Consider the following 24,651-nt stretch of genomic DNA (forward strand, 5'->3'; position numbering starts at 1 on the left):
GGGGCGACTCCTAGACCGCCGCAGAGCCGACACGGCCCTTGCGCAGTGCATCGATGACCGCTTCTTTCGGCCCGTCGGCGACGATCCGCCCGTTGTCCAGGACCACCAGCCGCTCCACCAGGCTGAGCATCGAGGTGCGGTGGGTCACCAGCAGCAGGGTCTTGCCTTGCACCCAGGCGTGCAGGCGCTGGCGCAGGGCGTCTTCGCTGCTGTTGTCCATGGCGCTGGTGGGTTCGTCCAGGAGCATGATCGGCGGGTCCAGCAGCAGCGCTCGGGCCAGCAGCACGGCCTGGCGCTGGCCGCCGGACAGCAGCTGGCCACGCTCGCCCACCGGCCGGTCGAAGCCTTGGGGATGCTGGCGGGCCAGCTCGGTGACTCCGGTCAGCTCGGCGACCTCGAGCATGCGCGCATCGCTGATGTAGCGGGCGCCGAGGGTCAGGTTGTCGCGCAGGCTGCCGGCCAGCAGCGGCAGGTCGTGGGCGACATAGCCGATCTGCTGGCGCAGGTCGGCCACGTCCAGTTGGCGCAGGTCCAGGCCGTCCAGCAGCAACTGGCCTTCCTCGGGGGCATAGAAACCCATGACCAGGCGTCCCAGGGTGCTCTTGCCGGAGCCGCTGCGGCCGATGATGCCGATGCGTTCGCCGGGCTGCATGCTGAAGCTGATATTGCTCAGGGCCGCGGCATTCTGCCCCTGATAACGGAAGGTCACCTGATTGAGCGCCAGCGCGCCTTGCAGTTGCGTGCGCTCCAGCGGGCGCTGGCGGGCATCGCGTTCCTGGGGCAAGGCCATCAGGGCGTCGGTGCTGCGCATGGTCAGTTGCGCCTGCTGGTAGCGGGTGATCAGCCCTGCGATCTGCCCCAGCGGCGCCAGGACCCGGCTGCCGAGCATGTAGGTGGCGACCAGCGCGCCGACGCTGAGGTTGCCGGCGATGATGCTGTAGACCCCGGCGACTATGGTCGCCATGCCGCAGAACTGCTGGATGAACAGGGTGCCGTTGGTGGCCAGGGCCGAGAGATTGCGCGCGTGGCTATCGAGGCGGGTGAGGGCGCCGTGGGTGCTTTCCCACCGGTGCTGGCGTTCGCTTTCGGCGCTGCAGGCCTTGAGGGTTTCCAGGCCGCCGAGGGTCTCGATCAGCAGCGCCTGGCGTTCGGCGCCCAGGCTCAGGCTCTTTTGCACGGTGTCGCGCAGGCGGGCCTGGATCAGCATGGCGAAGACGATGGTCAGGGGAAACGCCAGCAGCGGGATCACCACCAGCCAGCCGCCGAGCAGGCCGATCACCAGCAGCATCAGCACGGCGAAGGGCAGGTCGATCAGGCTGGTCAGGGTCACGGCGGTGAGAAACTCGCGCAGGCCCTGGAAGTCATGGATGCTCTGGGCGAAGCCGCCGATGGTCGCCGGCTTGGCTTTCATCGCCATGCCGGTGATGCGCTCGAACAGGGTGGCGGAGAGGATCACGTCGGTGCGCTTGCCGGCGCTGTCCAGCAGATGGGCGCGCACCACTCGCAGCACCAGCTCGAAGCCGGTGCCGATCAACAGGCCGATGGCCAGCACCCAGAGGGTCGAGGTGGCCTGGTTGGGCACCACGCGGTCGTAGGTCTGCATGACGAACAGCGGCACCATCAACCCCAGGAGATTGATCAGCAGGCTGGCGAGGATCGCGTCGCTGTACAGCCAGCGCGAGAGTTTCAGGGTGTCGCGAAACCAGGCTTCGACCCGCGGCACCAGGGAATTGCGCAGTTCTTCCAGTTCGTGGCGTGGCCGGGCGAACAGCGCCTGGCCACTGTAGTCATCGTTCAGCTCCGCCTGGCTGACCCACTGCTCGCCGCCTTCGGCTTCGCTGGGCAGGATCAGCGCCTGGCCGTCATCGCCCCAGCGGCGCAGGACCGCACAGCGGCCATGCTTGAGGATCAGCAGCACCGGCAGGTTGAGCCTGGAGATCGCCGACAGCTCACGCCGCAGCAGGCGGGCCTGCAGGCTGGCGCGGGCCGCGGCGCGGGGCAGCAGGTCCAGGCTCAGGCGTTGCTGGGCCAGAGGCAGCCCCGCGCTGAGGCTGGCCCGGCTGACGGTGCAGTCGTGCAGTTTGCAGAGGATCAACAATCCGTCCAACAACGGGTCATCAAAGCTCAGGCGCGGATCGACGCCTGAGCTCCCGGGTTCCATGCTGGTCACATTGAAGTCCTCCGAGGACTTAACGCATCTCAGGCAGACGGGCTTCGCTCTTCACTTCGGTCTGGGCGATCGCTTCGGCTGGTACCACGACTTTTTCCTTGTTCAACAACTCGCCCATGTTCGCCAGCACGCGATACATCGAAAACTCCTCGGTGTAACGCACCTCGGTGTAGCGTCGGTTGGCGTTGTACAGCTCGTTTTCGCTGTCCAGCAGGTCGAGCAGGGTGCGCTGGCCGAGACCGAACTGGTCCTGGTAAGCGGCCCGTACGCGGGTGGTGGTTTCAGCGTATTCGCGAGCGGTGGGGGTCTGCTTCTTGGCGTTGAGCATGGCGTTCCAGGCCAGGGTGATGTTCTCGTTGAGCATGCGCAGCGCGTTGTTGCGGATGTCCATGGCCTGGTTGATCTTGTGCGCGTCCGATTGCAGGCGGGCCTTGTCGCTGCCGCCGCGGAACAGGTTGTAGTTCATCACCACGCCCACTCGCCATTCATTGTCGTGGCCCTTGTCGCCCTGCACGTTGTCGTTGGCGCCCACCGCGGCCTCGGCATCGAAGCGTGGGTAGAACGGCGACTTGGCGACTTCGTACTGGCTCTCGGCCGCTTGCACGTCGGCCTGGGCCGATTTCAGGTAGGGGTTGTTCTCCAGCATGCTCTGCCGGGCATCCGGCAGGCTGGCGGGGATCTCGCCGCGCACCGAAGGCAGGCTTTCCAGTTCGTCGGGCATACGGCCCACGGCGCTGAAGAAGTTGGCCTCGGCGTCGGCCAGGTCGACCTGCGCCGTGTCGTAGTTGTTTTCCGCCAGGGCGCGACGGGCCTTGGACTGGTCGAGGTCGGCGGTGCTGCCGACGCCACGTTCGCTGCGCAGGCCGATCTGGTCGTTGACCCGCAGGTGCGCCTGCAGGTTGTTCTTGGCCAGGGTCACCAGTTCGCGGCGCTTGAGCACTTCCAGGTACACCTCGATGGTGCGCAGGGCTAGGCTCTCGGCGGTACCGCGGGTGTAGTAGGCCCGCGAGTTGGAGACCGACTGGGTCCGCCCGACTTCGTTGGCGGTATTGAAGCCGTCGAAGAGCATTTGCCGCAGGCGCAACTCCGACTGGGTATAGGTCAACGTCTCGGTGTGATGGTTGCCCAACGCGCGCGTGGTGGTGTTGTCGCTGTAGCCACGGCCATAGGCAGCATTCAGGTCCAGCGATGGATAGAAGCCCCCTTTGGCGACCTTGACGTCCTCATCAGCCGACAGACGGTTGTTCTGGCTCGCGCGCAGTTCCGGGTGGTTGTCCAGCGTGCTTTGAATCGCCTCCGTCAGAGACATGGCTTGGGCCTGATGAATGCAGGCCATGGCTAATAAAATCGCGCTACTGAGGGGGGTAAAAACGCGCATGAGGTACATCTCCCTGGTCCATGTATGGTGCTTTGCAGTCGCCAAAAAAATGACGAACTTTATAGGTCAAACCGTTTCAGGCTTGTAACAACAGAGCTAAGAACATCCTGAGCGCAAGCTAAGAAGAATTTCTCATAAGGCTTATGCTGAAAAAAACTTATGCACTCTGTGAAATCCAGCACATTGTTCAGTTCGTAAGCCCCGTATTTATAGGCTCTAGAGGGCTTTTCAGGGGTTTGAAAAGGTTCAACAAAATTTGCGACATAGGGCGGGAGAGGAGCGGTGGGGAGGGTGCGATACGGATTTTAAAGCGACATTTTTTTGTCACTTGCAGTGTTTGAATCCATGTCGCGACTTTCGCGGGAGGGCTGTCCGAAGCCTGAATGCGTTTGATTGCATTCGGTTTTGCCTTCGGCAGAAACAGCAGGCCAGCGAGGGACGAGCGAGAGGGAAGGCCGGTGCGCAGGTTCGACTGAGCAGCAATCAGCGAACCTTCAGGCTGGCGTTTCCCGTCGGTGACCCGATAACGCCATAGCACTTTTCCGTGCAACCAGATGCCGATAGCGGTCGGCAGCGGAGGAAGTGCTCATGGCTAGGTTAATCGGTGTCGTCAGTAAGGTAATCGGGCAGGTGGTAGCGGTAGCGGCGGATGGCAGCCGGCGCGTTCTGGTAGAAGGCGATCGTCTGTTTGCGGGGGATCAACTGGTGACCGGTGCGCAGGGCGCGGTAGCCGTGCATCTGCAGAACGGCCAGGAACTGACCCTCGGGCGCGACAGCAGCCTGCAATTGACCCCGCAACTGCTGGCGAACCAGGCGCCCCATGTGCAGGCTCCTGAAGTCTTGGCCCCCAGCGAGGCGCAACTGACCGATGTCGAGCAACTGCAGAAAGCCATCGCTGCCGGCGCCGACCCGACGCAGACTGGCGAAGCCACCGCGGCCGGCCCCGGTACTACGGGTGGCACCGCTGGCGCCCTGGGTGGCGGGCATACCTTTGTACTGCTTGAAGAAGTCGCGGGTCGGGTCGAGCCGATCATTGGTTTCCCCACCGCGGGCTTCAATGGCATTCCCGAGTTCGTGCCTGAGCGGATTGCCGCGGTACCGCCTAGCGACGACGGCGGTATCGCGCCGCCACCGCCACCGAACAATCCGGTCACCCTGGGCGGCCTGTCGGTCGCCAATGGCGAGTTGACCCTCAGCGAAGCCAATCTGCCCCAAGGCTCGGCGAGCAATCCTGCGGCGCTGGTGCAGAACGGTACCTTCAGTGTCTCCGCCCCCGACGGGCTGCTCAGCCTCAGCGTGGGCGGGATCGCCGTGGTCAGTGGCGGGGTGGCCGCCAGCTTCCCGCAGTCGATCACCACCGCCCTCGGCAACACCCTGACCATCACCGGTTTCGATCCTGCCACGGGTACGGTCAGCTACAGCTACACCCTGGTCGGCAACGAAATCCATTCCGCCGCCGACGGTGCCAACAACCTGAGCGAACATTTCAGCGTGGTCGCCAGCGACAGTAATGGCGATTCGGCGAGCAACTCGCTGGATATCAACATCACCGACGATGTGCCCCAGGCGTTCAACGACAGCAATGGCGTCGCCTCGGAAAGCCAACTGACCCTGAGCGGCAATGTCCTGACCAACGATGTGCAAGGCGCCGACCGGGTGCCCAGCGGACCGATCACTGCCGGCACCTTCAACGGCACCTACGGCACCCTGGTGCTGGCCGCCGACGGTACCTATACCTACACCGTGCATACCAGCGATCCGGCGTTCCTCGCGCTTCAGGGCGGCGGCAACGGTACGGACAGCTTCACCTATACCCTGACCGATGCCGACGGCGACAGCAGCACCGCCAACCTGGTGTTGCAGGTGCACAACAACGACGACACGGTGGTGATTCAGGGCCTCAATGCCGAAGGCGGCGAAGTCACGGTCTACGAGAAGAACCTGACGGATGGCAGCAGCCCGGATGCGGGCGCGTTGACCCAAAGCGGCACCTTCACCGTGACCGCGCTGGACGGCCTGCAGACCCTGACGGTCGGCGGGATCAACCTGGTGACGGGCGGGGTGGCCGCAGGCTTCCCGCAATCGGCGACCACGGCCTTGGGCAACACCTTGACCATCACGGGCTATAACGCCGCCACCGGGGTGATCAGCTACAGCTACACCCTGGCCGACAATGAGGCCCACCCGACGGCCAATGGCGCCAACAGCCTCAGCGAACACTTCAATGTGGTGGCGACCGATGCCGATGGCAGCACCGCCAGCGGTTCGCTGGATGTGAATGTGGTGGACGACCTGCCAACGGCAGTCGATGACAGCAATGGCGTGGCCTCGGAAAGCCAACTGGTGCTCAGCGGCAATGTGTTGACCAACGACGTGCAGGGCGCTGACCGCGTACCCACTGGCCCAGTGACCGCCGGTACCTTCACCGGTACCTATGGCACCCTCGTCCTCGCAGCCGATGGCACTTACACCTACACCCTCAACACCGCGGACGCCGACTTCAAGGCTTTGCAGGGCAATGGCAGCGCTACCGAGACCTTTGCCTACACCATTACCGACGCCGACGGCGACTCGAGCACCGCCAACCTGGTGCTGAACATCCATAACAACGACGACGGCGTGACCCTCGATGGCCTGGATACCAACGGCGGCGAACTGACGGTCTACGAGAAAAACCTGGCGGACGGCAGCAGCCCGGATGCGGGCGCGTTGACCCAAAGCGGCACCTTCACCGTGACTGCGCTGGATGGCCTGCAGACCTTGACGGTCGGCGGGATCAACGTGGTGACGGGCGGGGTGGCTGCAGGCTTCCCGCAATCGGTGACCACGGCCTTGGGCAATACCCTGACCATCACAGGCTACAACGCTGCCACCGGGGTGATCAGCTACAGCTACACCCTGACGGACAACGAGGATCACCCAACCGCCAATGGCGCCAACAGTCTCAGCGAACACTTCAATGTGGTGGCGACCGATGCCGATGGCAGTACCGCCAGCGGTTCGCTGGATGTGAATGTGGTGGACGACCTGCCAACGGCGGTCAATGACAGCAATGGCGTGGCCTCGGAAAGCCAGCTGGTGCTCAGCGGCAATGTGTTGACCAACGATGTGCAGGGCGCTGACCGCGTACCCACTGGCCCAGTGACCGCCGGTACCTTCACCGGTACCTATGGCACCCTGGTCCTCGCAGCCGATGGCACTTACACCTACACCCTCAACACCGCGGACGCCGACTTCAAGGCCTTGCAGGGCAATGGCAGCGCTACCGAGACCTTCGCCTACACCATCACCGACGCCGATGGAGACCCGAGCACCGCCAACCTAGTGCTGAACGTCCATAACAACGACGACTGCGTGACCCTGCACTGCCTGGATATCGAGGGCGGCGAGTTGACGGTCTACGAGAAGCACCTCAGCGATGGCACCAGCCCCAACGCCCCGGCCTTGACCCAGAGCGGCTTCTTCCTGGTCAACGCACCGGACGGCCTGCAAACCCTGACGGTGGGCGGGATCAACGTGGTAACGGGCGGAGTGGCCGCGAGCTTCCCGCAATCGATCCTGACGGCCTTGGGTAACGTGCTGACCATTACCGGCTACGACGCTAGCATCGGTGTCGTCGCCTACAGCTACACCCTGCTCGACAATGAAAGCCATCCGACGGGGCTGGGGGCCAACAGCATCGCCGAGCATTTCAATGTGTTCGCCAGCGATGGCGATGGCAGCAGCGCCTCTGGGGTGCTGGATGTGAATATCGTCGATGACCTGCCCACCGCTCACCCTGATGTGGTGATGGCCGACGAAGGCACGACCCTCAGCGGCAACGTGCTGGGTAACGACATTGGTGGCGCCGATGGCCCGGCAATCACTGGCGCGGTGGTCGGCGTGCGTGCCGGCAGCGACACCTCGACCTCGGCCATTGGCGGCTTGAACACTACCATCAACGGCCTGTATGGCACGCTGACCCTGGACGCCTTCGGCAACGCGACCTATCACAGCAATCCGAACTCGGTCACCGCTCCCGATTCAGAGGATGTGTTCGTCTACACCGTGCGTGACGCGGACGGCGATGAAAGCACCACCACCATCACCATCCAGATCTGCGGCAACGAACTCAGGGCGGTCACCGACCAGGACATTACTGTCTTCGAAAAGGCCCTGGACCTGAGCAAGGACGGCCAGGACCTGGCGTCCGGTACGGTGACCGGCAGTGACCCGGGCAATACCGGCGAAACCGCCACCGGCACCCTGGTCGGCTCGGTCACCGGCGGCAGCGGTGCGATTACCTACACCCTGGTCGGCAGCGCCACCGGTACTTACGGGCAGATCCTGCTCAACCCCGACGGCACCTACCGCTACACCCTGACCTCGGCGCCGAAAACCTCGCCGAACGCCAACGACGGCCCGAACGTGCTGAGCGAAAGCTTCACCTACAAGGCTACTGACGCGGTGGGCAATACCACCACCAGCACCATCCAGATCAGCATCGTCGACGATGTGCCCCAGGCGGTCGCCAGCGAGCGGGCGGTCACTGCGCTGGAGGTCGATTCCAACCTGCTGCTGGTGATCGACGTATCCGGCAGCATGGCCGACCCGTCGGGCGTCCCCGGCCTGTCGCGCCTGGAACTGGCCAAGCAGGCGATCAGCACCTTGCTCGACAAGTACGACGACATGGGCGATGTGAAGGTGCAGATCGTCACCTTCAGCAGCAGCGCCACGGACAAGACGCCGATCTGGGTCGATGTGGCGACGGCCAAGTCGATCATCGCCTCCCTGACCGCGGGCGGCGGCACCAACTACGATGCGGCCGTGGCCGTGGCGAAGCTGGCGTTTGTCACCAGTGGCCAGATCAGCGGGGCGCAGAACGTCGGTTATTTCTTCTCCGACGGCAAGCCCACCGATGGCCAGGAGATCGGCACCGCCGACGAGACCGCCTGGAAAGCCTTCCTCGACGCCAATGGCATCAAGAACTATGCAATCGGCCTGGGCAGCGGTGTCAGCAACAGCAACCTCGACCCGCTGGCCTATGACGGCAGTACCCACATCGATACCAATGCCGTGGTGGTCACCGACCTGAACCAGCTCGACTCGGTGCTGGCCGGTACGGTACAGGGCACCCCGGTCACCGGCAGCCTGCTCGGCGAAGGTGGCTCGTTCGGCGCCGACGGCGGTTTCATCAAGACCCTGGTGGTTGATGGCACCACCTACACCTATGACCCCAACGGCAATAGCAACCAGGGCTCGCTAAGCTTCAGCGGCGGGGTCAACCACGGCACCTTCAATACCCTGGACAACAGCCTCAGCATCGCCACCAACAACGGCGGCACACTGGTGGTGAAACTCGACACCGGCGATTACACCTACACCTCGCAGAAAGTCACCAGCGTGGTGCTGACCGAGACAGTCGGCTTCACCGCCAGCGATAACGACGGCGACCTGGCCAGCTCGACCCTGGTGGTCAAGGTCAATCCGAACGCGGCGCCGGTGGCGGGCGACGACCACATCATCACCAACATTCTGTCGGGTACTATCGTGGTGCCGGCCGATGCCCTGCTGGCCAACGACAGTGATGCCAACGGCGATCCGCTGACGGCCGCGCCGACCAGTTTCAACACCGGCTGGCTGTCCCCAGGGGCGGACTTTACCGCCGGCAGCCTGCAGACCATCGGCTTCACCGGAGGGTCCAGCCAGACCCTGACCATCGCCCGGGCCTCGTTCAACGCCAATACGGCGGCGATGACGGCCGCGGTGGTGATCAGCGGCTTCCTGGGCAGCATCAACAACGGCAATGACAACGACGAGGATGTGATCAGCGTCAACCTGAAGCAGGGCGAGACCCTGAACCTGGATCACAACCTGACGGCGGGCCGGGTGGGCATGGAGTACGCCTTCAATGGCGGGGCCTACACCGCGATTGCCGACGGTGGCTCGTTCACCGCGGGGGCGGACGGCACCTACCAGATCCACATCACCAACCTGACCAACCCCAGCGGCGGCAACGCCAATGGTTCGGAAAACTACCAGCTGACCATGACCGTCAACTACGCGGGCGGCCAGGAATCCACGCCGGATTACCACGGCACTTACACCGCCAGCGACAGCCATGGCGGCAGCGACAGCGCGGCGGTGAGCATCAGCTATCAGGACGGCCATACCCTGACCGGTACTGCTGGCGACGATGTGCTGCTGGCCGGCAGTGGCGATAACCTGATCAATGCCGGCGACGGCAACGACGTGCTCGTCGCCGGCAGCGGCAACAACACCTTGCACGGCGACGCGGGTAACGACCTGCTGTTCGGCGGTCCGGGCAACGACCTGCTCAACGGCGGCACGGGCAACGACACCGCCAGCTACGCCCATGCCAGCGCCGGGGTCACGGTCGACCTCTCGCTGCTCGGTGCGCAGAACACCGGTGGCGCCGGGACCGATACCCTGACCGCCATCGAAAACCTGGTGGGCTCCAACTACAACGACACCCTGACCGGCGACAGCAACGCCAACATCATCACCGGCGGCCTGGGCAACGATGTGCTCAACGGCGGTGGCGGCGACGACCTGTTGATCGGCGGGATGGGCAACAACACCCTGACCGGTGGCAGCGGCAGCGACACCTTCCAGTGGCAGCAGGGCAACAGCGGGCATGACCTGGTCACCGACTTCACGCCGGGTATCGACAAACTCGACCTGTCGCAACTGTTGCAGGGCGAGAGCGCCAGCAGCGCATCGCTGGATGATTACCTGCACTTCACGGTCACTGGCAGCGGTCCGTCACTGATCACCAGTATCGACGTCAGCGCGGCGGCGGGGGCCTCGCCGACCCAGACCATCGATCTGGCCGGGGTCAACCTGGCGGAGCACTACGGGGTGACGCCGGGCGCGGGCGGAGTGATCGCGGGTGGCGCGGATACCGCGACCATCATCAACGGCATGCTCAACGACCATTCGTTGAAGGTCGATACCGTCTGAGGCCCGGCGGGCCCGGCGCCTGCCTCGACTGAGGTTGGCGCCGGGGCTGTGCGGGGAAGGGGCTACATCGGTTCCGGTGGGCCGATCAGCCGCCCCATGACCCCGAACAGGCCCAGGGCCTTGAGGGTGTCCAGTTCGCCCTGGGTTTCGACCCGTTCGGCGATCAGCGGCAGGTCGATGCTGTGGGTGGCGCGAAATATCGCCTCGATGAACAGCTGTTTGTCGCTTTGCCGGTCGATGTCGCGGATGTAGCTGCCATCGACTTTCAGGTAGGCCAGGCCGAGGTGGGCGAGGTTGCCGATCTGGCTGAAGTTGCCGCCGAAATGCTGCAGGCCGATCCGGTAGCCGCTGTCCCGCAGGCGCTGGCTCAATTGCTGCAGCTCGCTGGCGGAGGGCAGTTGGCGTTCGTCGATTTCCAGGGTCAGTAACTTGGCCAGGTCGGGCAGGGCCTTGAGCTGGTCGAGGATCCGCCGCAACGCGTCGGGGTCGCGCAGGGTGCTGCCAGACAGGCTCAGGGCCAGCGGCCAGGCATGCTCGAGCAGATAATCCAGGGTGTGTTCGAGCATGGCCAGGTCGAAGCGCGACGACCAGCCCAGGCGCTCGATCCACGGCAGGAAATGCCCGGCGGCAATGGCTTCGCCCTGCGGGTCGAGCAAGCGCGCCAGCACTTTGTGATGCAGCACTTCGCTGGTGTCGACGCACTGCACCACCGGTTGGAAATACAATTTCAACTTGCCGTTGCTCAGGGCGTCGTCGATCCAGGCGCGCCAGTCATGCTGCGGCTGGCTGGGGCCGGCGGCGAACTCCTGCAGCAATACCCAGGGACGCTCGGGGTGCTGCTGGGCCTGTGCCAGCGCCTGGTCCAGGCGCAACCAGACGCCGCTTAGCGGGTCGCCGGGCCGGTAGGCGACTATGCCCAGGTGCGCCACCGGTGTGCAGTCGCTGGCCCCGGTCAGGCGCAGGTTCTCCAGGGTGGCGCTGATTTCCATGGCCAGGCGCTCGGCGCCGCGGCTGTCCAGGCTCGGTGTCAGCAGGCTGAATTCGCCGCCGCGATTGCGCGCCGCCAGCCAGTGGCGTCGGTCGGCCTGGGCGCTGATGCGTTTGAGCAGATCGCCGATGCTCTTGATCAGGGCGTCCGTGCGCTGGCCACCCAGGCGCTGGTTCAGGCCACTGAGGTCATTGACCCGCAGCATCAGCAGATAACCATCGCCACTCTGCTCGTTGAGCAGCAACTGATCGCCGAGCTGTTCGTCCAGCAGGCGCCGGTTGGCCAGGCCGGTCAGGCTGTCCTGATAGGACTCGGCCCGCAGTTTCTCGCTGCGCGCGGCCTCTTCGGCGAACAGGGCTTTGAGTTTTTCCACCATCTGGTTCATGGCCAGGACCACCCGCTTGAGCTCGGGCGTGCGCGGCACCGTCGGCAGGCTGAGGAACTCGCGGTGGCTGATGGCTTCGGCCTGCCTGACCATGGCGTCCAGCGGTCGCAACTGGCGCCGCAGTAGCCAGCCGCCGAACACCGCGCTGAGCAAGCCGCACACCAGCAGCCAGAGCAGGCTGCCGACGCTGCTGTCCCAGAGCCTGGCCAGGGCGAACTGCGGGTTGCTCAGCACTTCCACCCGCGCCACCTGTTCCCAGCCACGCATGACCAGAGCGTCGCCACCCTGCGGGCGCAGGCTCACCAGCCTGACGAACCATTGGGGTACGCCCTCGATCCTGGCAGGCACCGAACGCTCCAGCAGAATGCTTTCGTCTTCGATGTTCACCACCCGGATGCTGTTGTAGTAGCCGCTGTCGAAGACCGAACTGACCATCAGTTCCATCATCGCCGGGTCGTCGACCTGGCTGGTCAGGGACAGGCCCAGGGCGGTGGCCGCATCCTGGGCGTGGGAGCGCAGCTGGTTGAGCATCTGCTCGCGGGAGCTTTCCAGGCTGACAAAAAAACTGCCGCTGAAGGCCACCAGCAGGAACAGGCAGATGGCGATGAACAGTTGCTTGAGTAGCGACATTCGGCACTCCTTGTCGGATCAGCCATTACCCACCGTGAAGCCCTCGTCCCGCATCTTTTTCAGGACGTCCTGCCAGCGCGAGAGTTTTTTCGGGTCGATGCTGCGCGTGTCGCCAGCCGCTCCGGTCAGGTACAGCCCCTCGGCATTGAAGGCGTATACCGGGTTCGGATCCTGGCGCTGGGCGGCGGAACGAATGTCGCTGCTGAGGTTGTCCAGTATCAGCGGTCCGGCGCCGGGGCTGGGGTAATAGGCCAGGACCATGTGCGGCCGGTTGCCGCGCCTGGCCTTGACGTAAGTGAGGCGCAGTTTGTCGCTGGAGACCCCCAGGCTGCGCAAGCTGAAATACTTGGCCAGTGCATAGTCCTCGCAATCCCCGGCGCCCTTGAGCAGGGCCTCGATCGGCGTGGCCCAATAATCGCTCTGCTGCCAGGTGCGCTGGTCCTCCTTGAAGCTCAGTTGCTGGTTGAAGAAGCGGTTGATGGCATTCAGTTGTTCGTATTCCGCTCGCCCGGTCAGGTCCTGCAATAACTGGTTCCAGGCCTCGAGACGCTCCCGGGCCGGGCCCAGGACCTGATGACGGTACTCGAAGGTGCTCAGGGCGGAAACGAATTCCCAGTTCGCCCGCACATTGCCCGGGTCGGTCCACAAACAGACCAGCAACAGCGACCAGCCGGCCAGCCGAAACCGGAGCAGTGTCCATTCGGGGCGACGCGAACGTGCGGGCATGGCGGGCTGCTCGAATGCAGGTTTCTGAAGTCTAGGCGGTATTTTTCGCGAGCATGGGCAACTGGTCGGGTTGCCACGAACGGAGGAAGGCGGCGCGCAGGGCCGGGTTCAAGGCTTGTGCAGGGTCTTCTGGCGCAGGATGTAGATCGTCACCAGCACCGCGCTGGTCAGCATGAAGCCGCGGGCCCAGGGCAGGGGCACCAGGTAGCAGGACAGGCCGATGCTCAGCCACATCAGGCCGATGGCGTAGACCTTGCCTTTGAGCGGGATACCGTGGCCGTCCAGGTAATCGCGGATCCACGGGCCGAGCCGCGGATGTTCCACCAGCCACCGATAGAAGCGCGGCGAACTGCGGGCAAAGCAGGCGGCGGCCAGTAGCAGGAAGGGGGTAGTGGGCAATACCGGGAGGAAGATACCGGTCACCCCCAGCACTACGCTCAGCCAGCCGATGGCCAGCAGAACGTAACGCAGGATCAGGGGGCGGTTGCCTATGGGCTTGGCCATAGGCGGTGACTCAGTGGTGACGGGGCTTGAGAATGGCCGGTTTTTCGTCCGGCGCGTTGCACAGCAGGTACAGCGCGGTCAGGGCTTCCGGGATCTGCACGATCATGTCGTCCATCAGGTTGGCATCGCTGGCGATGTCGGAGAACTCGGGTTGTTCGTCGAACAGACCGGAGCCGACCATGATCGGCAGAAGCATCTCGCTGACTTCTTCCTCGGCGGTTTCGAACCAGGCCGCTTCGCGCAGGAACACGCCTTCCATGAAACCGATGCACCAGCCGCGCAGGTCGGAGTCGTCCGGCTCGTCGCCGAGGTCGAGGTCGCATGGCAGCTCGAACTCTTCGTCAGAGGCCAGTTGGCGGGCGATGTGGGCCTTGAGGGCGATCAGGGTGGACTCGATCTCTTCGCGCTGGGCGGCGTCGCTGTAGTGCGGCTCCTCGGCGAACAGGGCGTCGATCCACTCACGGTCGGGAACGCTTTCGGAACAGATGGACAGCGCAGTCAGGTAGCCGTGGGCGGCCACATAGTCCAGCGCCTCGTCATGCAGCTCATCGGCGTCGAGGAAGGCTTGCAGGCGGGTTAATTGCTCAGCGAAGGACATTGAAGGACTACCTTGGGAATAAACGATGCTGAATTCTAGGCCTTCTTGAGCGCCCAGGCCAGCCGCAGCGCAGATTTGCGCGCTTCTAAAGGTTACCAGCGGTCCATTGTCGGCGCCCTTCGCCGGCAAGTGCTCGGGTATACTTGCGCGTTTTGTGATGCCCGGCAGGCGTCATGACGGTCCAGGAAAAGTCCGCTAACGGATTTGTCAGTGAAAACCGTGGTCTTTTCGGCCAGCCTGCGCACAGGGATTTCAGCGATTTTTGGAGTTTTTCATGCTCGAACAGGCTCAACGCGTCCTCAAGGACATCTTCGGCTACGACAGTTTCCGTGGCCGCCAAGGTGCGATCATTGAGCGTGTGGCCAGTGGCGGCGACGCCCTGGTACTGATGCCTACCGGCGGCGGCAAGTCATTGTGCTTCCAGGTCCCGGCCCTGCTGCGCGAAGGCCTGGCGGTGGTGGTTTCGCCATTGATCGCGCTGATGGACGATCAGGTCGCGACCCTGGAGGAACTCGGGGTCGCCGCGGCGGCGTTGAACTCCACCCTGAGCGCCGAACAGCAGCGCGACCTGGCCGCGCGCATCCGGCGGGGCGAGGTGAAGATGCTGTACCTGGCGCCGGAGCGCCTGGTGCAGCCGCGGATGCTGGCGTTCCTGCAGAACCTCGACATCGCCCTGTTCGCCATCGACGAGGCGCATTGCGTGTCCCAGTGGGGGCATGATTTCCGTCCGGAGTACCTGCAACTGGGCCAGCTGGCGGAAATGTTCCCCCAGGTGCCGCGCATCGCCCTGACCGCCACCGCCGACAAGCGTACCCGCGAGGAAATCGTCAATCGCCTGCACCTGCAGGATGCCGAGCGTTTCCTCTCCAGTTTCGACCGTCCGAACATCTTCTATCGCATCGTTCCCAAGGAGCAGCCGCGCAAGCAGTTGCTGGCGTTCCTCAGCGAACGGCGCAGCGACGCCGGTATCGTCTATTGCCTGTCGCGCAAGAAGGTCGACGAGGTTGCCGCCTTCCTCTGCGAGCAGGGCTTTCCGGCGCTGCCGTATCACGCCGGGTTGCCCAGCGAGCTGCGGGCCTATCACCAGAAGCGTTTCCTCAACGAGGAAGGGCTGATCATGGTCGCGACCATCGCTTTCGGCATGGGCATCGACAAACCCAACGTGCGCTTCGTGGCGCACCTGGACCTGCCCAAGTCCCTCGAGGCCTATTATCAGGAAACCGGGCGTGCCGGGCGTGACGGCCTGCCTGCCGATGCCTGGATGGCCTACGGCCTGCAGGACGTGCTGATGCTCAAGCAGATGCTGCAGAACTCCGAGGGCGACGAACGCCACAAACGCCTGGAGCAGCACAAGCTCGATGCCATGCTGGCGCTGTGCGAGGAAACCCGCTGCCGGCGCCAGACCCTGCTGGCCTATTTCGACGAAGACATGCCACAGCCATGCGGCCATTGCGACAACTGCGTCGACGGCGTGCAGACCTGGGATGCCACTGAGCCGGCGCGCCAGGCGCTGTCGGCGATCTATCGCACCGGCCAGCGGTATGGCGTCGGCCACCTGGTGGACGTGCTGCTGGGCAAGGACACGGAAAAGGTCCGCAGCTTCGGCCATCAGCATCTTTCCGTGTTCGGCGTGGGCAAGGCGCGCAGCGAAGGCGAATGGCGCTCGCTGTTCCGCCAACTGGTGGCCCGCGGCCTGGCCGACATCGATCTGGAAGGCTACGGCGGCCTGCGTCTGAGCGACAGCTGCCGGCCGCTGCTCAAGGGCGAGGTGAGCCTGGAGCTGCGCCGCGACATAAAGCCGCAGACCGCCGCCAAGAGCAGCACCAGCCAGGCCAGCCAACTGGTACGTGGCGAAGAGCGCGAACAGTGGGAAGCCTTGCGCGCCTTGCGGCGCAAGCTGGCGGAAGAACATGGCGTGCCGCCCTATGTCATTTTCCCCGATTCCACCCTGCTGGAAATGCTCCGCAGCCAGCCCGGCTCCCTGGCGGAAATGGCCCGGGTCAGCGGCGTCGGCGCGCGCAAGCTGGAGCGCTACGGCGAGGCATTCCTCGAAGTGTTGGGCGGCCAGGTGGAGGCGCCGAAAGTGGTGGCCGATATCCGCCACGAGCTGATTACCCTGGCCCGCGCCGGCATGACGCCACTGCAGATCGCTGGGCAATTGCAGTGCTCGGAAAAGAACGTTTACACGATGCTCGCCGAAGCCGTGGGCAAGCAGCAGTTGTCTCTGGAACAGGCGCTGGATCTGCCGGAAGACCTGCTCGGCGAGATTCAGGACGCCTTTCTCGATGGCGAAGGCGAGCTGCCCTCGGTGAGCGAAGTGGCCGAGCTGTTTGCCGGTCGCGTGCCGGAAGGCGTGCTGTATTGCGTGCGTGCGGCGCTGGAATCGGAATTCGAGATGTGAGTCCCACGGCGGCAAGATGTAACGATTCAGTTCATGCCAAACCTTGCCACTCGGCAACTGTCATGCTTAGCTGACTAATAATTAGTTTTTCTTAATTTTCAGTCTACTAACTCATGAGTTGTTTATGCCGTTAACCGATCAACACCGTTTTGGCATGCAGTTGGCGCAGATGTCCCGAGGCTGGCGCGCCGAACTGGATCGCCGTCTGGCCGGACTTGGCCTGTCCCAGGCCCGCTGGCTGGTGCTGCTGCACCTCGCCCGTTTCGATGAAGCCCCGACCCAGCGTGAACTTGCCCAGAGTGTCGGCGTCGAAGGACCTACCCTGGCGCGGCTGCTCGACAGCCTGGAAACCCAGGGTTTGGTGCAACGGCAGTCGGTGGTCGAGGATCGCCGGGCGAAGAAGATCGTTCTGTGCGCCCCGGCGCTGCCCTTGATCGAACAGATCGAAACCATCGCCACAGCCCTGCGCAGTGAATTGTTCGTCGGTGTCGATGAAGAGGATATGCGGGTATGCATGCGGGTTCATGCGCATATCCTGGCCAATCTGGAAAAGTCTTGAGGCATAACTAGCGCCGCGGATTTTTGAGCTACCGACACCGGCGGACTATAAGAAATACCAGGTCCACAGCGGCATGCGCAGCCAGCGTATCGCCGCTGTGGTCGCTTTCGGTCCTCAAAAAGGGTGCTCATGTTCCAGAGTCTGCTGGCCGCTCTGCGCGGTTTCGTCGGGTCGTCCTGGGTGGCGAAGAATCGTTCCTTGTTTCTTCTGCCGGTGCTGGCGGCCTTGTATTCGTCCCTGGCCTCGGCGGTGGGTCTGGGTGAAATCACCGTGCATTCGGCGCTGAACCAGCCGCTGGAGGCGGAGATCGCCCTGGTGCAGGCGCAAGGCCTGGAGGAGGGCGAGTTGTCGGTCAGCCTGGCGACGGCCGGCGAGTTCAAGCAGGCCGGTATCGAGCGCTTGCCGTTTCTCGAAGATTTGCGTTTTACCCAGGTTCTGCAGGGCGAGCGCAGGGTGATCCGGGTGGTGTCGAGCAAGCCGGTGAACGAGCCGTTCCTGGATTTCCTGCTGCAGGTGAACCAGGCCAATGGCCGGCAGTTGCGCGAGTACACGCTGCTGATCGATCCCCCGGGAAGCCCCGAGATAGTGCCGGTTCCGCTCAGGGAGGTAGCAAAACCCGAACCGGCGATTGCCACCCAGGCGCCATCTACGGCGGTCAAGGTGAGCGATCCTGCGGCCGGACAATTGGCGCAAGCCCTGCAGGCCAACCAGCAATTGCAGGACCAGGCCCAAGAGCTGCGCAACACACTGCAGCAGCGGGACGAACAACTGGCGCGCCAGCAGCAACAGCTGGTGGAGCTGCAACGTCAGTTGGCCGAAGCCCGGAGCAAGCCTGCCGATCATCCTGCCCCGGCGCCCGGGGCCGCGACACCCACCGCCGCCAGCCCACCCCAGCCAGCCGAACAGGCCCCGGAGACTGATGAAGGCTCGAATCCCTGGCTGATGCTTGCTGCCTTGCTGTTGACGGCCTGGCTGGTGGTGTTGGTCGTGCGTCGCCGTCGTCAGTCCGCCGCCGTACCGGAGGCACAGATGGCCCCCGAGAGTCGGCCCACACGAACGCTGGCCAGTGCTGTGACGACGGTGGCAGCCCAGGAGTCGTTCAGATCAACGCCCCCTGTCGCTCCGGTACAGCCCGTGGCAGGAGATCGGTTGGCTGATCGCGAGCCGTCGATCGATGTCGACTGGGACCTGATCGCACCTTCCGAGCCCTCCAGCGCTCCGGCGTCCCCTACCGCAGCACCGGCGCCATTCAATGCCGATTCGATCGTCTGGCGCCTTGAGGAGCCAGACGAACCGGGCTCCGGCACCCAGGCCGAAGCCGAGTCGAAGGCCAAGCCTCAGAACGTCTGGCCCAAGTTGAGGTAGACCGCTTTCTGGTTGTCGTCGTTGATGCCGTAACTGAAATTCAGCGGCCCCAGCGGCGTGTCGAAACCAAGGAAGATGCTGGCGGCGTTGATGTAGCCACTGTCGAACTCGTTGTCGTTGTTCCAGGCGCGCCCCCGCTCCAGGGAGCCGCCGATATACAGCGGGAAGTCCAGGGGCAGGTAGGAGCGGGGTGTCAGTCGCCGGTAGTAGACGCCCCGCATCAGGCTGACGTTCTGGCCCGAGAGCGCATCCTGGCGGAAACCCGACAGCTGGCGGGCGCCGCCAAGCACGAAGCTTGAGGTCACCACTTCGGCCTCATCCAGGGTCCGGCCATACCGACCGCCGAGGATAAAGGTGTTCGGGCCGCTGCTCAGGGCCTTGTCCAGCTTGAACTCCCACTGCCGGTAGCGCTTGTCCGAGCCCAGGCTGGGTTCGAACTGGCGCAGCGACAGGCCGATGTCCTCGCCCGCGTGGGGGAAGTAGACATTGTCCAGGGAGTCGAACGAGTAGCGCAGTTCGTAGTAGCCCTCGTTGAAGCTTTCGCTGGGCAGGTCCTGGTCGCCGACGCGGACATCGGCCTTGCCCCAGGCCTCGCCGACACCGAAGCGGATCTCGCCGCTGTTACCGATCTGGCGCCCGATATTGAGGCCGAAACCGTAGCGCTCCAGGCGGTATTCGGCGATCGGGTCGTTATCCAGCACGGCTTCGATGTTCTGCGACTCGATGCCGATGTAAGGCGCGATGAAGTAGCGCGAGCCGACATCCAATGGTTGATAGAACTCGCTGTAGAGCTCCTGCTGATCACCGATCTGCACCCGGGTCAGCCATTCGGCGCCGAGGCTGTTGATGCCGTTGACCCGGTAGCTGGCGCCCAGGTTGAAGGCGCTGTCGCCGCGCATGTCGTCGGACAGGTTCAGCCCCAGGCGCAGGTAGTCGGTGCCGCTGCGTTTGCCCCGGGCGTTGATCACCAGGGTGTGGTCATTGCCCTTGTGGACCACGCGGTATTGCACCTGCTCGAAGTAGTCCAGGCCATACAGCGTGCCCATGTCGGTCTGCAGCCGGCCCAGGTCCAGAGGCTCGCCGATGTGCTGGCGGATGTAGTAACGGATCACGTCGTCGCTGACCTTCGAATCGTTTTCCACCCGGATCGCAGTGATGATCGGGGTGCGTTGGCTGGGCGTGCGCGCGGCGCTGAGTTCGGCATCCATCGGTTCGGCCCGGCGCAGCGGTGCCAGGCGGGCGTCGAGGATGCGGGTGGCGCGGTAGCCGGCGTCGATCATTTCCTGGGCGCGGCCGAAGTCGGTGACCCCGAAGCTGGCCAAGGGCGGCTGGATCAGCACGTCATTCTTGTGCAGGGTCGCCAGTTGTTCCTCGGAGTTGCGCCGGGTCATCAGGGTGATCGACTGGTTCAGCACATCGACCACGGTCGCCAACTGCTGACGCGAGCGCAACGGGGTGCCGATGTCGACCACGATGGCGATGTCCACGCCCATGTCGCGGGCCACATCCAGCGGAATGTTGTCGGTCATGCCACCGTCCACCAGCAGCCGGCCATCCATTTCCACCGGGGCGAACACCGCCGGGATCGACATGCTGGCGCGAATCACCCGGGGCAGGTGGCCCTTGCGGAACACTACTTTCTCGCCGCTGGCGATGTCGGTGGCGACCGCGCGGAAGGGGATCGGCAGCTTGTCGAAGTCCCGGGTATCGCTGGCGTGGGCCAGCATGCTTTCCAGCAGCAGCGCCAGGTTCTGGCCCTGGATGACCCCCAGCGGCAGGCCGAGGCTGCCGTCGTCGCGGAAGCTGAGTTTCTGTTTCACCAGGAAGTCGCGGTCATCCTGCTTGCGACGAAACGGTATGTCTTCCCGGGGGGGCGCGTCGGACAGCGCCTGTTGCCAGTCGATGCTCAGGGCCAGTTTTTCCAGCTCGTCGATCTTGTAGCCCGAGGCGTACAGCCCGCCGATCACCGCGCCCATGCTGGTGCCGGCAATCGCATCGATCTTCACGCCTTGCTCCTCCAGGGCCTTGAGCACGCCGATATGCGCCAGGCCACGGGCGGCGCCGCCGGACAACACCAGGCCGATCTTCGGCCGTGGTGCTTCGGCGGCGTGCAAGAACACGGGGAGCAAACACAGGAGCAGGCAGGACAGCAAACGACGCATCATGGATCTCGGGGCGAGCGATAAAGGCGGCTATTATAACGACGCCCTTGAGCCCAGGAGTCGGCAGCACCATGTCAGAACGTAAACCCGAAGTGGTCATCACCTATTGCACCCAGTGCCAGTGGCTGCTGCGCGCCGCCTGGCTGGCCCAGGAACTGCTGAGCACCTTCAGCGACGACCTGGGCAAGGTGTCCCTGGAACCGGCTACCGGCGGCACGTTCCGCATTACCTGCGACGGCGTACAGATCTGGGAGCGCAAGGCCGATGGCGGTTTTCCCGAAGCCAAGGTGCTCAAGCAGCGGGTGCGCGACCAGATCGATCCGCAGCGCGACCTCGGCCACAACGACCGCACTCAGTGAGACGCGACTTCCGCCACTGGCGCTTTTTTGCTTGAGCCGGACAGGCTGCTGGAGACCACGATGGCGAGGATGATCAAGACGCCGCCGATCAGCATGCGCAGCGTCGGCGTCTCGTTGAACAGCAGCCAGGCCACGGTGATCCCGTAGACCGGCTCCAGGGCGAACACCACCGCCGCGGTACGGGCCTTGATCACCGCGAGGCTGGCGACGAACAGACTGTGGGCCAGGCCGGTGCAGAAGATGCCGAGCAGGCTGATCCACAACCAGTCGAGGGCCCGGACCTCGCTCAGCCCTGGGGCCGCCACCGGCAGCAAGCACAAGGCAACCACCACGTTCTGGCACAGCGCCGCCTGCACCGCCGGGATGCGCGCGGAACTGGCGCGATTGTTCAGTGACAGCAGGGCGAACAGCAGACCCGATCCCACGGCCCAGAGCAGCCCGCTGGTGGCTTCGCTGGCGAGGTCGAAGTCCGGCGTGACCAGCACCAGGCCGACGCTGACCAGGGCCACCAGGACGATCTCGTTGAGGCGGATCCGCTCACGAAAGATCAGCCCCTCAAGGATCACCGTGAAGGCCGGGAAGCTGGCGAAGCCCAGGGTGGCGATGGCCACGCCGGCGACTTTCACCGCGATGAAGAAACTCACCCAGTGCCCGGCCAGCAGCAGGCCGCTGAGCAACAGGCGCCACCCGTCCGTGGCCTGCAGCCGTTGCCAGCGGATGCTGCTGGCGCAGCGGGCGAAAAACGCCAGGGCGAGCACCGCGAACGCCGCGCGACCAAAGACGATGATGGCCGGCGAAGCGGCGGCGAGTTTGCCGAATACACCGGTGAGGCCGAACATCAATGCGCCGATATGCAGGGCGCCAAGGGCAGTACGCGGAGTCATTTCAATCCTTCAAAACGGTTGAGCGGAGCGGTGCCAGTCTAAAAGCCTGGGCAGGACCCGGTCTGTCGCGATCCTCGCGTTTTTTGTCGACAGCCTAGCGCTGACCTGTCGCGCGCCGCAGCTTGCCGGGGGAGACGCCGAACTCGCGCAGCACCGCGGCGGCGAAGGCGCTCTGGGAGCTGTAGCCGACGCGGCTGGCGATTTCGCCGATGGGCAGTGCCGAATCGCGCAACAGCCCGGCGGCCATGTGCAGGCGCCGGCTGCGGATGTAGTCCATCGGCGTCTGCCCGCATTCGGCGACAAACCGCGCATGCAGGCGAGCGCTGGACAGTCCGGCGATTTGCGCCAGGTCGGCCACTTGCAGCGGATGGGCGGCGTGTTTATCGATATGGGCATTCAAGGCCGCATAGGGCAGGCGTCGGCCGCCGACACTGGCGGGGCTGGCCTGGTTGAGGCTGGCCAGCAACAGCACGGCGCCTTGCTGGGCAATCAGCGGGTCGTTGACCGGGCTGCCGGCGAGCCAGTTGACCAGCTGGCTCTGCGCCGTATCCAGGGGCAGGCGCCCAGGGTTGTCGAGCAGGCGGCGACTGGCATCGGCGTGATCGCCCAGCGACTGCAGCAGCCAATGTTCGTCGGGCACGTCGAGCACCAGGCAGCGACTGCCGTTGGGGCTGCCGCAGGCATGATGGGCGCCGGAAGGCACCACCACGAAGCTCTGCTGGACCACCTGGCTGCCCTGGCCGTCGACCTCGAAGTCGAGCTGGCCCGACAGGCCGAACACCAGTTGCGCGTGTTCGTGGCTGTGGACGATCAGGTCGTGGCTGTATTGGCGTAGCGTGAGGATCGGTCTCATCGCAGTCTCCTTGGCAGAACGGCAGTCTACACCGGCGGCCCGGGCTTCAGCGTTGTCATCGGACTGCCGTATTTCTGTCACAGGCGATTAATCGCTGGGGCGCAAGCTCGCAGAAAATGCAGGAGCGTGCCCATGACCAGTGCCGAACTCGCCAGACCCAGCCGTAAACAACGCGTGCGCACCCTGTGGATTTCCGATGTGCATCTGGGCACCCGGGACTGCCAGGCGGAGCATCTGTCGCAGTTCCTCAAGGGCTATCACGCCGACCGGATCTACCTGGTCGGCGACATCATCGACGGCTGGAAGCTGCGCGGCGGCATGTACTGGCCCCAGGCACACACCAACGTCATCCGCCGCCTGCTGACCATGAGCAAGCGCGGCACCGAGGTGATCTATGTCACCGGCAACCACGACGAATTCCTGCGCCGTTATTCGAAGCTGATCCTGGGCAATATCCAGTTGGTGGACGAGGCGGTGCACGTCACAGCCGACGGCCGGCACCTGCTGGTGATCCATGGCGACCAGTTCGATGTCATCACCCGCTACCATCGCTGGCTGGCCTTTCTCGGCGACTCGGCCTACGAGTTCACCCTGACCCTCAATCGCTGGCTGAATCACTGGCGGGCGCGCTACGGCTACGGTTACTGGTCGTTGTCGGCCTACCTCAAGCACAAGGTCAAGACCGCGGTCAGCTTTATCAGCGACTTCGAGGAAGCCATCGCTCACGAATGCGTGAAGCGCGAGTTGCACGGCGTGGTGTGCGGGCACATTCACCATGCCGAGATCCGCAAGGTCGGCGAGGTGGACTACCTCAACTGCGGGGATTGGGTCGAGTCGTGCACCGCCCTGATCGAGCATTGGGACGGCACCATCGAGCTGTATCGCCTGGCCGATGCCCAGGCGCGGGAGGCGCAGCGCAAGGCCGAACTGGCCAAGGTCGCGGAGCTGGCTTGAGGCTTTGGTCGCCTGATCTGACGTTATCGCGGGCAAGCCTCGCTCCTACAGATGCCGCGTACCCTGTAGGAGCGAGCGGCGGCGATCCGACTTGCCCGCGATAGCTTGCGCAGCAGGCCTCAGGCCGGTGCGTGTTCCTTTATGGCCGCCTTGTAGATCGAGCTTTTCGGCTGGGCGAACAGGCGTTCGAGCATGGGTTCGAAAAAGCTCAGGGGCAGGCTGTCGTAGTCTGGATCGAACGCCGCGGCGTCGTACTTGGCACAGAACTCGGCGGTCTGCAGATACAGCGGGTGGTCCTTGAATTGTTCGCGCAGGTGCCGGTCCATGCCCAGGTGATGGAAGAAGTAGTAGCCCTGGAAGATCCCGTGCTTCTCCACCATCCACAGGTTCTCGGGGCTGACGAAGGGCTTGAGGATCGCCGCGGCGATGTCCGGGTGATTGTAGGAACCCAGGGTGTCGCCGATGTCGTGGAGCAGGGCACAGACCACGTATTCCTCGTCGCGGCCGTCATGCCAGGCCCGGCTGGCGGTTTGCAGCGAGTGGGTCAGGCGGTCCACCGGGAAGCCGCCAAAATCGCCCTCGAGCAACTTCAGGTGCGCCACGATGCGCGCCGGCAACTGCTTGGCGTAGGCACTGAAGTCCGCGGCGATGATCGCCCAGTCTTCCTGGGTGCCATCCTTCATGTGGGTGAAACGGGCGTGAGCGTTCATCGGCCATCCTCTTGTTGTTTTTTGTGCAACGATGGGAGTCTATGCCCTGGATCCAATCCTGC

Annotated in this window: 16 protein-coding genes; 6 read left to right on the forward strand and 10 right to left on the reverse strand. The window is 64.2% G+C overall.

Annotation, left to right across the window (positions count from 1 at the left end; translation table 11 throughout):
- Positions 1–10 precede the first annotated feature (10 nt).
- Together C4K27_RS07985 and C4K27_RS07990 are read right to left on the reverse strand one after the other, a co-directional pair.
- Entirely contained in the window at positions 11–2,170 is a 2,160-nt protein-coding gene (locus C4K27_RS07985) for a type I secretion system permease/ATPase (RefSeq protein WP_007920683.1), read from the reverse strand.
- A 19-nt stretch (positions 2,171–2,189) separates the two neighbouring features.
- Positions 2,190–3,548, reverse strand: a complete 1,359-nt coding sequence (locus C4K27_RS07990; RefSeq protein ID WP_007920684.1) for a TolC family outer membrane protein — start codon at positions 3,546–3,548, stop codon at positions 2,190–2,192.
- Positions 3,549–4,136: 588 nt separating this feature from the next.
- Between C4K27_RS07990 and C4K27_RS07995 the strand changes: the two genes are divergently transcribed.
- Entirely contained in the window at positions 4,137–10,511 is a 6,375-nt protein-coding gene (locus C4K27_RS07995) for a retention module-containing protein (protein ID WP_053260076.1), read from the forward strand.
- Positions 10,512–10,573: 62 nt separating this feature from the next.
- On the opposite strand, the gene lapD is transcribed toward C4K27_RS07995, so the two are convergent.
- From lapD to C4K27_RS08015, 4 genes are all read right to left on the reverse strand, one after another.
- Entirely contained in the window at positions 10,574–12,514 is a 1,941-nt protein-coding gene (gene lapD / locus C4K27_RS08000) for a cyclic di-GMP receptor LapD (protein WP_053260077.1), read from the reverse strand.
- 18 nt (positions 12,515–12,532) lie between these two features.
- The gene (locus tag C4K27_RS08005; protein WP_053260078.1) at positions 12,533–13,240 is read right to left on the reverse strand and encodes a transglutaminase-like cysteine peptidase; all 708 of its coding nucleotides are present in this window, start codon (positions 13,238–13,240) and stop codon (positions 12,533–12,535) included.
- Between the two features lie 108 nt (positions 13,241–13,348).
- Positions 13,349–13,744: a YbaN family protein gene (locus C4K27_RS08010; RefSeq protein WP_007929758.1), complete on the reverse strand. Its 396-nt coding sequence runs from the start codon at positions 13,742–13,744 to the stop codon at positions 13,349–13,351.
- A gap of 10 nt (positions 13,745–13,754) precedes the next feature.
- A complete protein-coding gene (locus tag C4K27_RS08015; protein WP_007929756.1) occupies positions 13,755–14,342 on the reverse strand; it encodes a UPF0149 family protein in 588 nt (195 codons plus the stop codon).
- Between the two features lie 274 nt (positions 14,343–14,616).
- Between C4K27_RS08015 and recQ the strand changes: the two genes are divergently transcribed.
- The 3 genes from recQ to C4K27_RS08030 all read left to right on the forward strand — a co-directional run bounded on the left by recQ (position 14,617) and on the right by C4K27_RS08030 (position 18,667).
- On the forward strand, positions 14,617–16,743 hold the full coding sequence (gene recQ, locus C4K27_RS08020; RefSeq protein WP_007929753.1) for a DNA helicase RecQ: 2,127 nt from the start codon (positions 14,617–14,619) through the stop codon (positions 16,741–16,743).
- A gap of 124 nt (positions 16,744–16,867) precedes the next feature.
- Positions 16,868–17,302, forward strand: a complete 435-nt coding sequence (locus C4K27_RS08025) for a MarR family transcriptional regulator (protein WP_007929752.1) — start codon at positions 16,868–16,870, stop codon at positions 17,300–17,302.
- A 129-nt stretch (positions 17,303–17,431) separates the two neighbouring features.
- Complete coding sequence (locus C4K27_RS08030; RefSeq protein WP_053260079.1) at positions 17,432–18,667, forward strand: type IV pilus assembly protein FimV; 1,236 nt, start codon at positions 17,432–17,434, stop codon at positions 18,665–18,667.
- Here the strand turns inward: C4K27_RS08030 and C4K27_RS08035 are convergent.
- Positions 18,640–20,829 (reverse strand): patatin-like phospholipase family protein, encoded by a 2,190-nt coding sequence (locus tag C4K27_RS08035; protein ID WP_053260080.1) that lies wholly within the window; start codon positions 20,827–20,829, stop codon positions 18,640–18,642. The two genes, C4K27_RS08030 and C4K27_RS08035, sit on opposite strands and share 28 nt — an antisense overlap.
- A gap of 71 nt (positions 20,830–20,900) precedes the next feature.
- Here C4K27_RS08035 and C4K27_RS08040 point away from each other — a divergent pair, with 71 nt between their 5' ends.
- Positions 20,901–21,188 (forward strand): Rdx family protein, encoded by a 288-nt coding sequence (locus C4K27_RS08040; RefSeq protein ID WP_007929749.1) that lies wholly within the window; start codon positions 20,901–20,903, stop codon positions 21,186–21,188.
- Here the strand turns inward: C4K27_RS08040 and C4K27_RS08045 are convergent.
- Both C4K27_RS08045 and C4K27_RS08050 read right to left on the reverse strand, forming a co-directional pair.
- Complete coding sequence (locus tag C4K27_RS08045) at positions 21,182–22,072, reverse strand: DMT family transporter (protein WP_053260081.1); 891 nt, start codon at positions 22,070–22,072, stop codon at positions 21,182–21,184. The two genes, C4K27_RS08040 and C4K27_RS08045, sit on opposite strands and share 7 nt — an antisense overlap.
- A 94-nt stretch (positions 22,073–22,166) precedes the next feature.
- Positions 22,167–22,925: a helix-turn-helix transcriptional regulator gene (locus C4K27_RS08050; protein WP_053260082.1), complete on the reverse strand. Its 759-nt coding sequence runs from the start codon at positions 22,923–22,925 to the stop codon at positions 22,167–22,169.
- 132 nt (positions 22,926–23,057) lie between these two features.
- On the opposite strand from C4K27_RS08050, the gene C4K27_RS08055 reads away from it, so the two are divergent.
- Positions 23,058–23,879: a UDP-2,3-diacylglucosamine diphosphatase gene (locus tag C4K27_RS08055; protein WP_009042684.1), complete on the forward strand. Its 822-nt coding sequence runs from the start codon at positions 23,058–23,060 to the stop codon at positions 23,877–23,879.
- Positions 23,880–23,998: 119 nt separating this feature from the next.
- On the opposite strand, the gene C4K27_RS08060 is transcribed toward C4K27_RS08055, so the two are convergent.
- On the reverse strand, positions 23,999–24,589 hold the full coding sequence (locus C4K27_RS08060) for an HD domain-containing protein (RefSeq protein WP_053260083.1): 591 nt from the start codon (positions 24,587–24,589) through the stop codon (positions 23,999–24,001).
- Between the last annotated feature and the right edge of the window lie 62 nt (positions 24,590–24,651).

Source organism: Pseudomonas chlororaphis subsp. chlororaphis (genome assembly GCF_003945765.1).
Classification (GTDB): Bacteria; Pseudomonadota; Gammaproteobacteria; order Pseudomonadales; family Pseudomonadaceae; genus Aquipseudomonas; species Aquipseudomonas chlororaphis.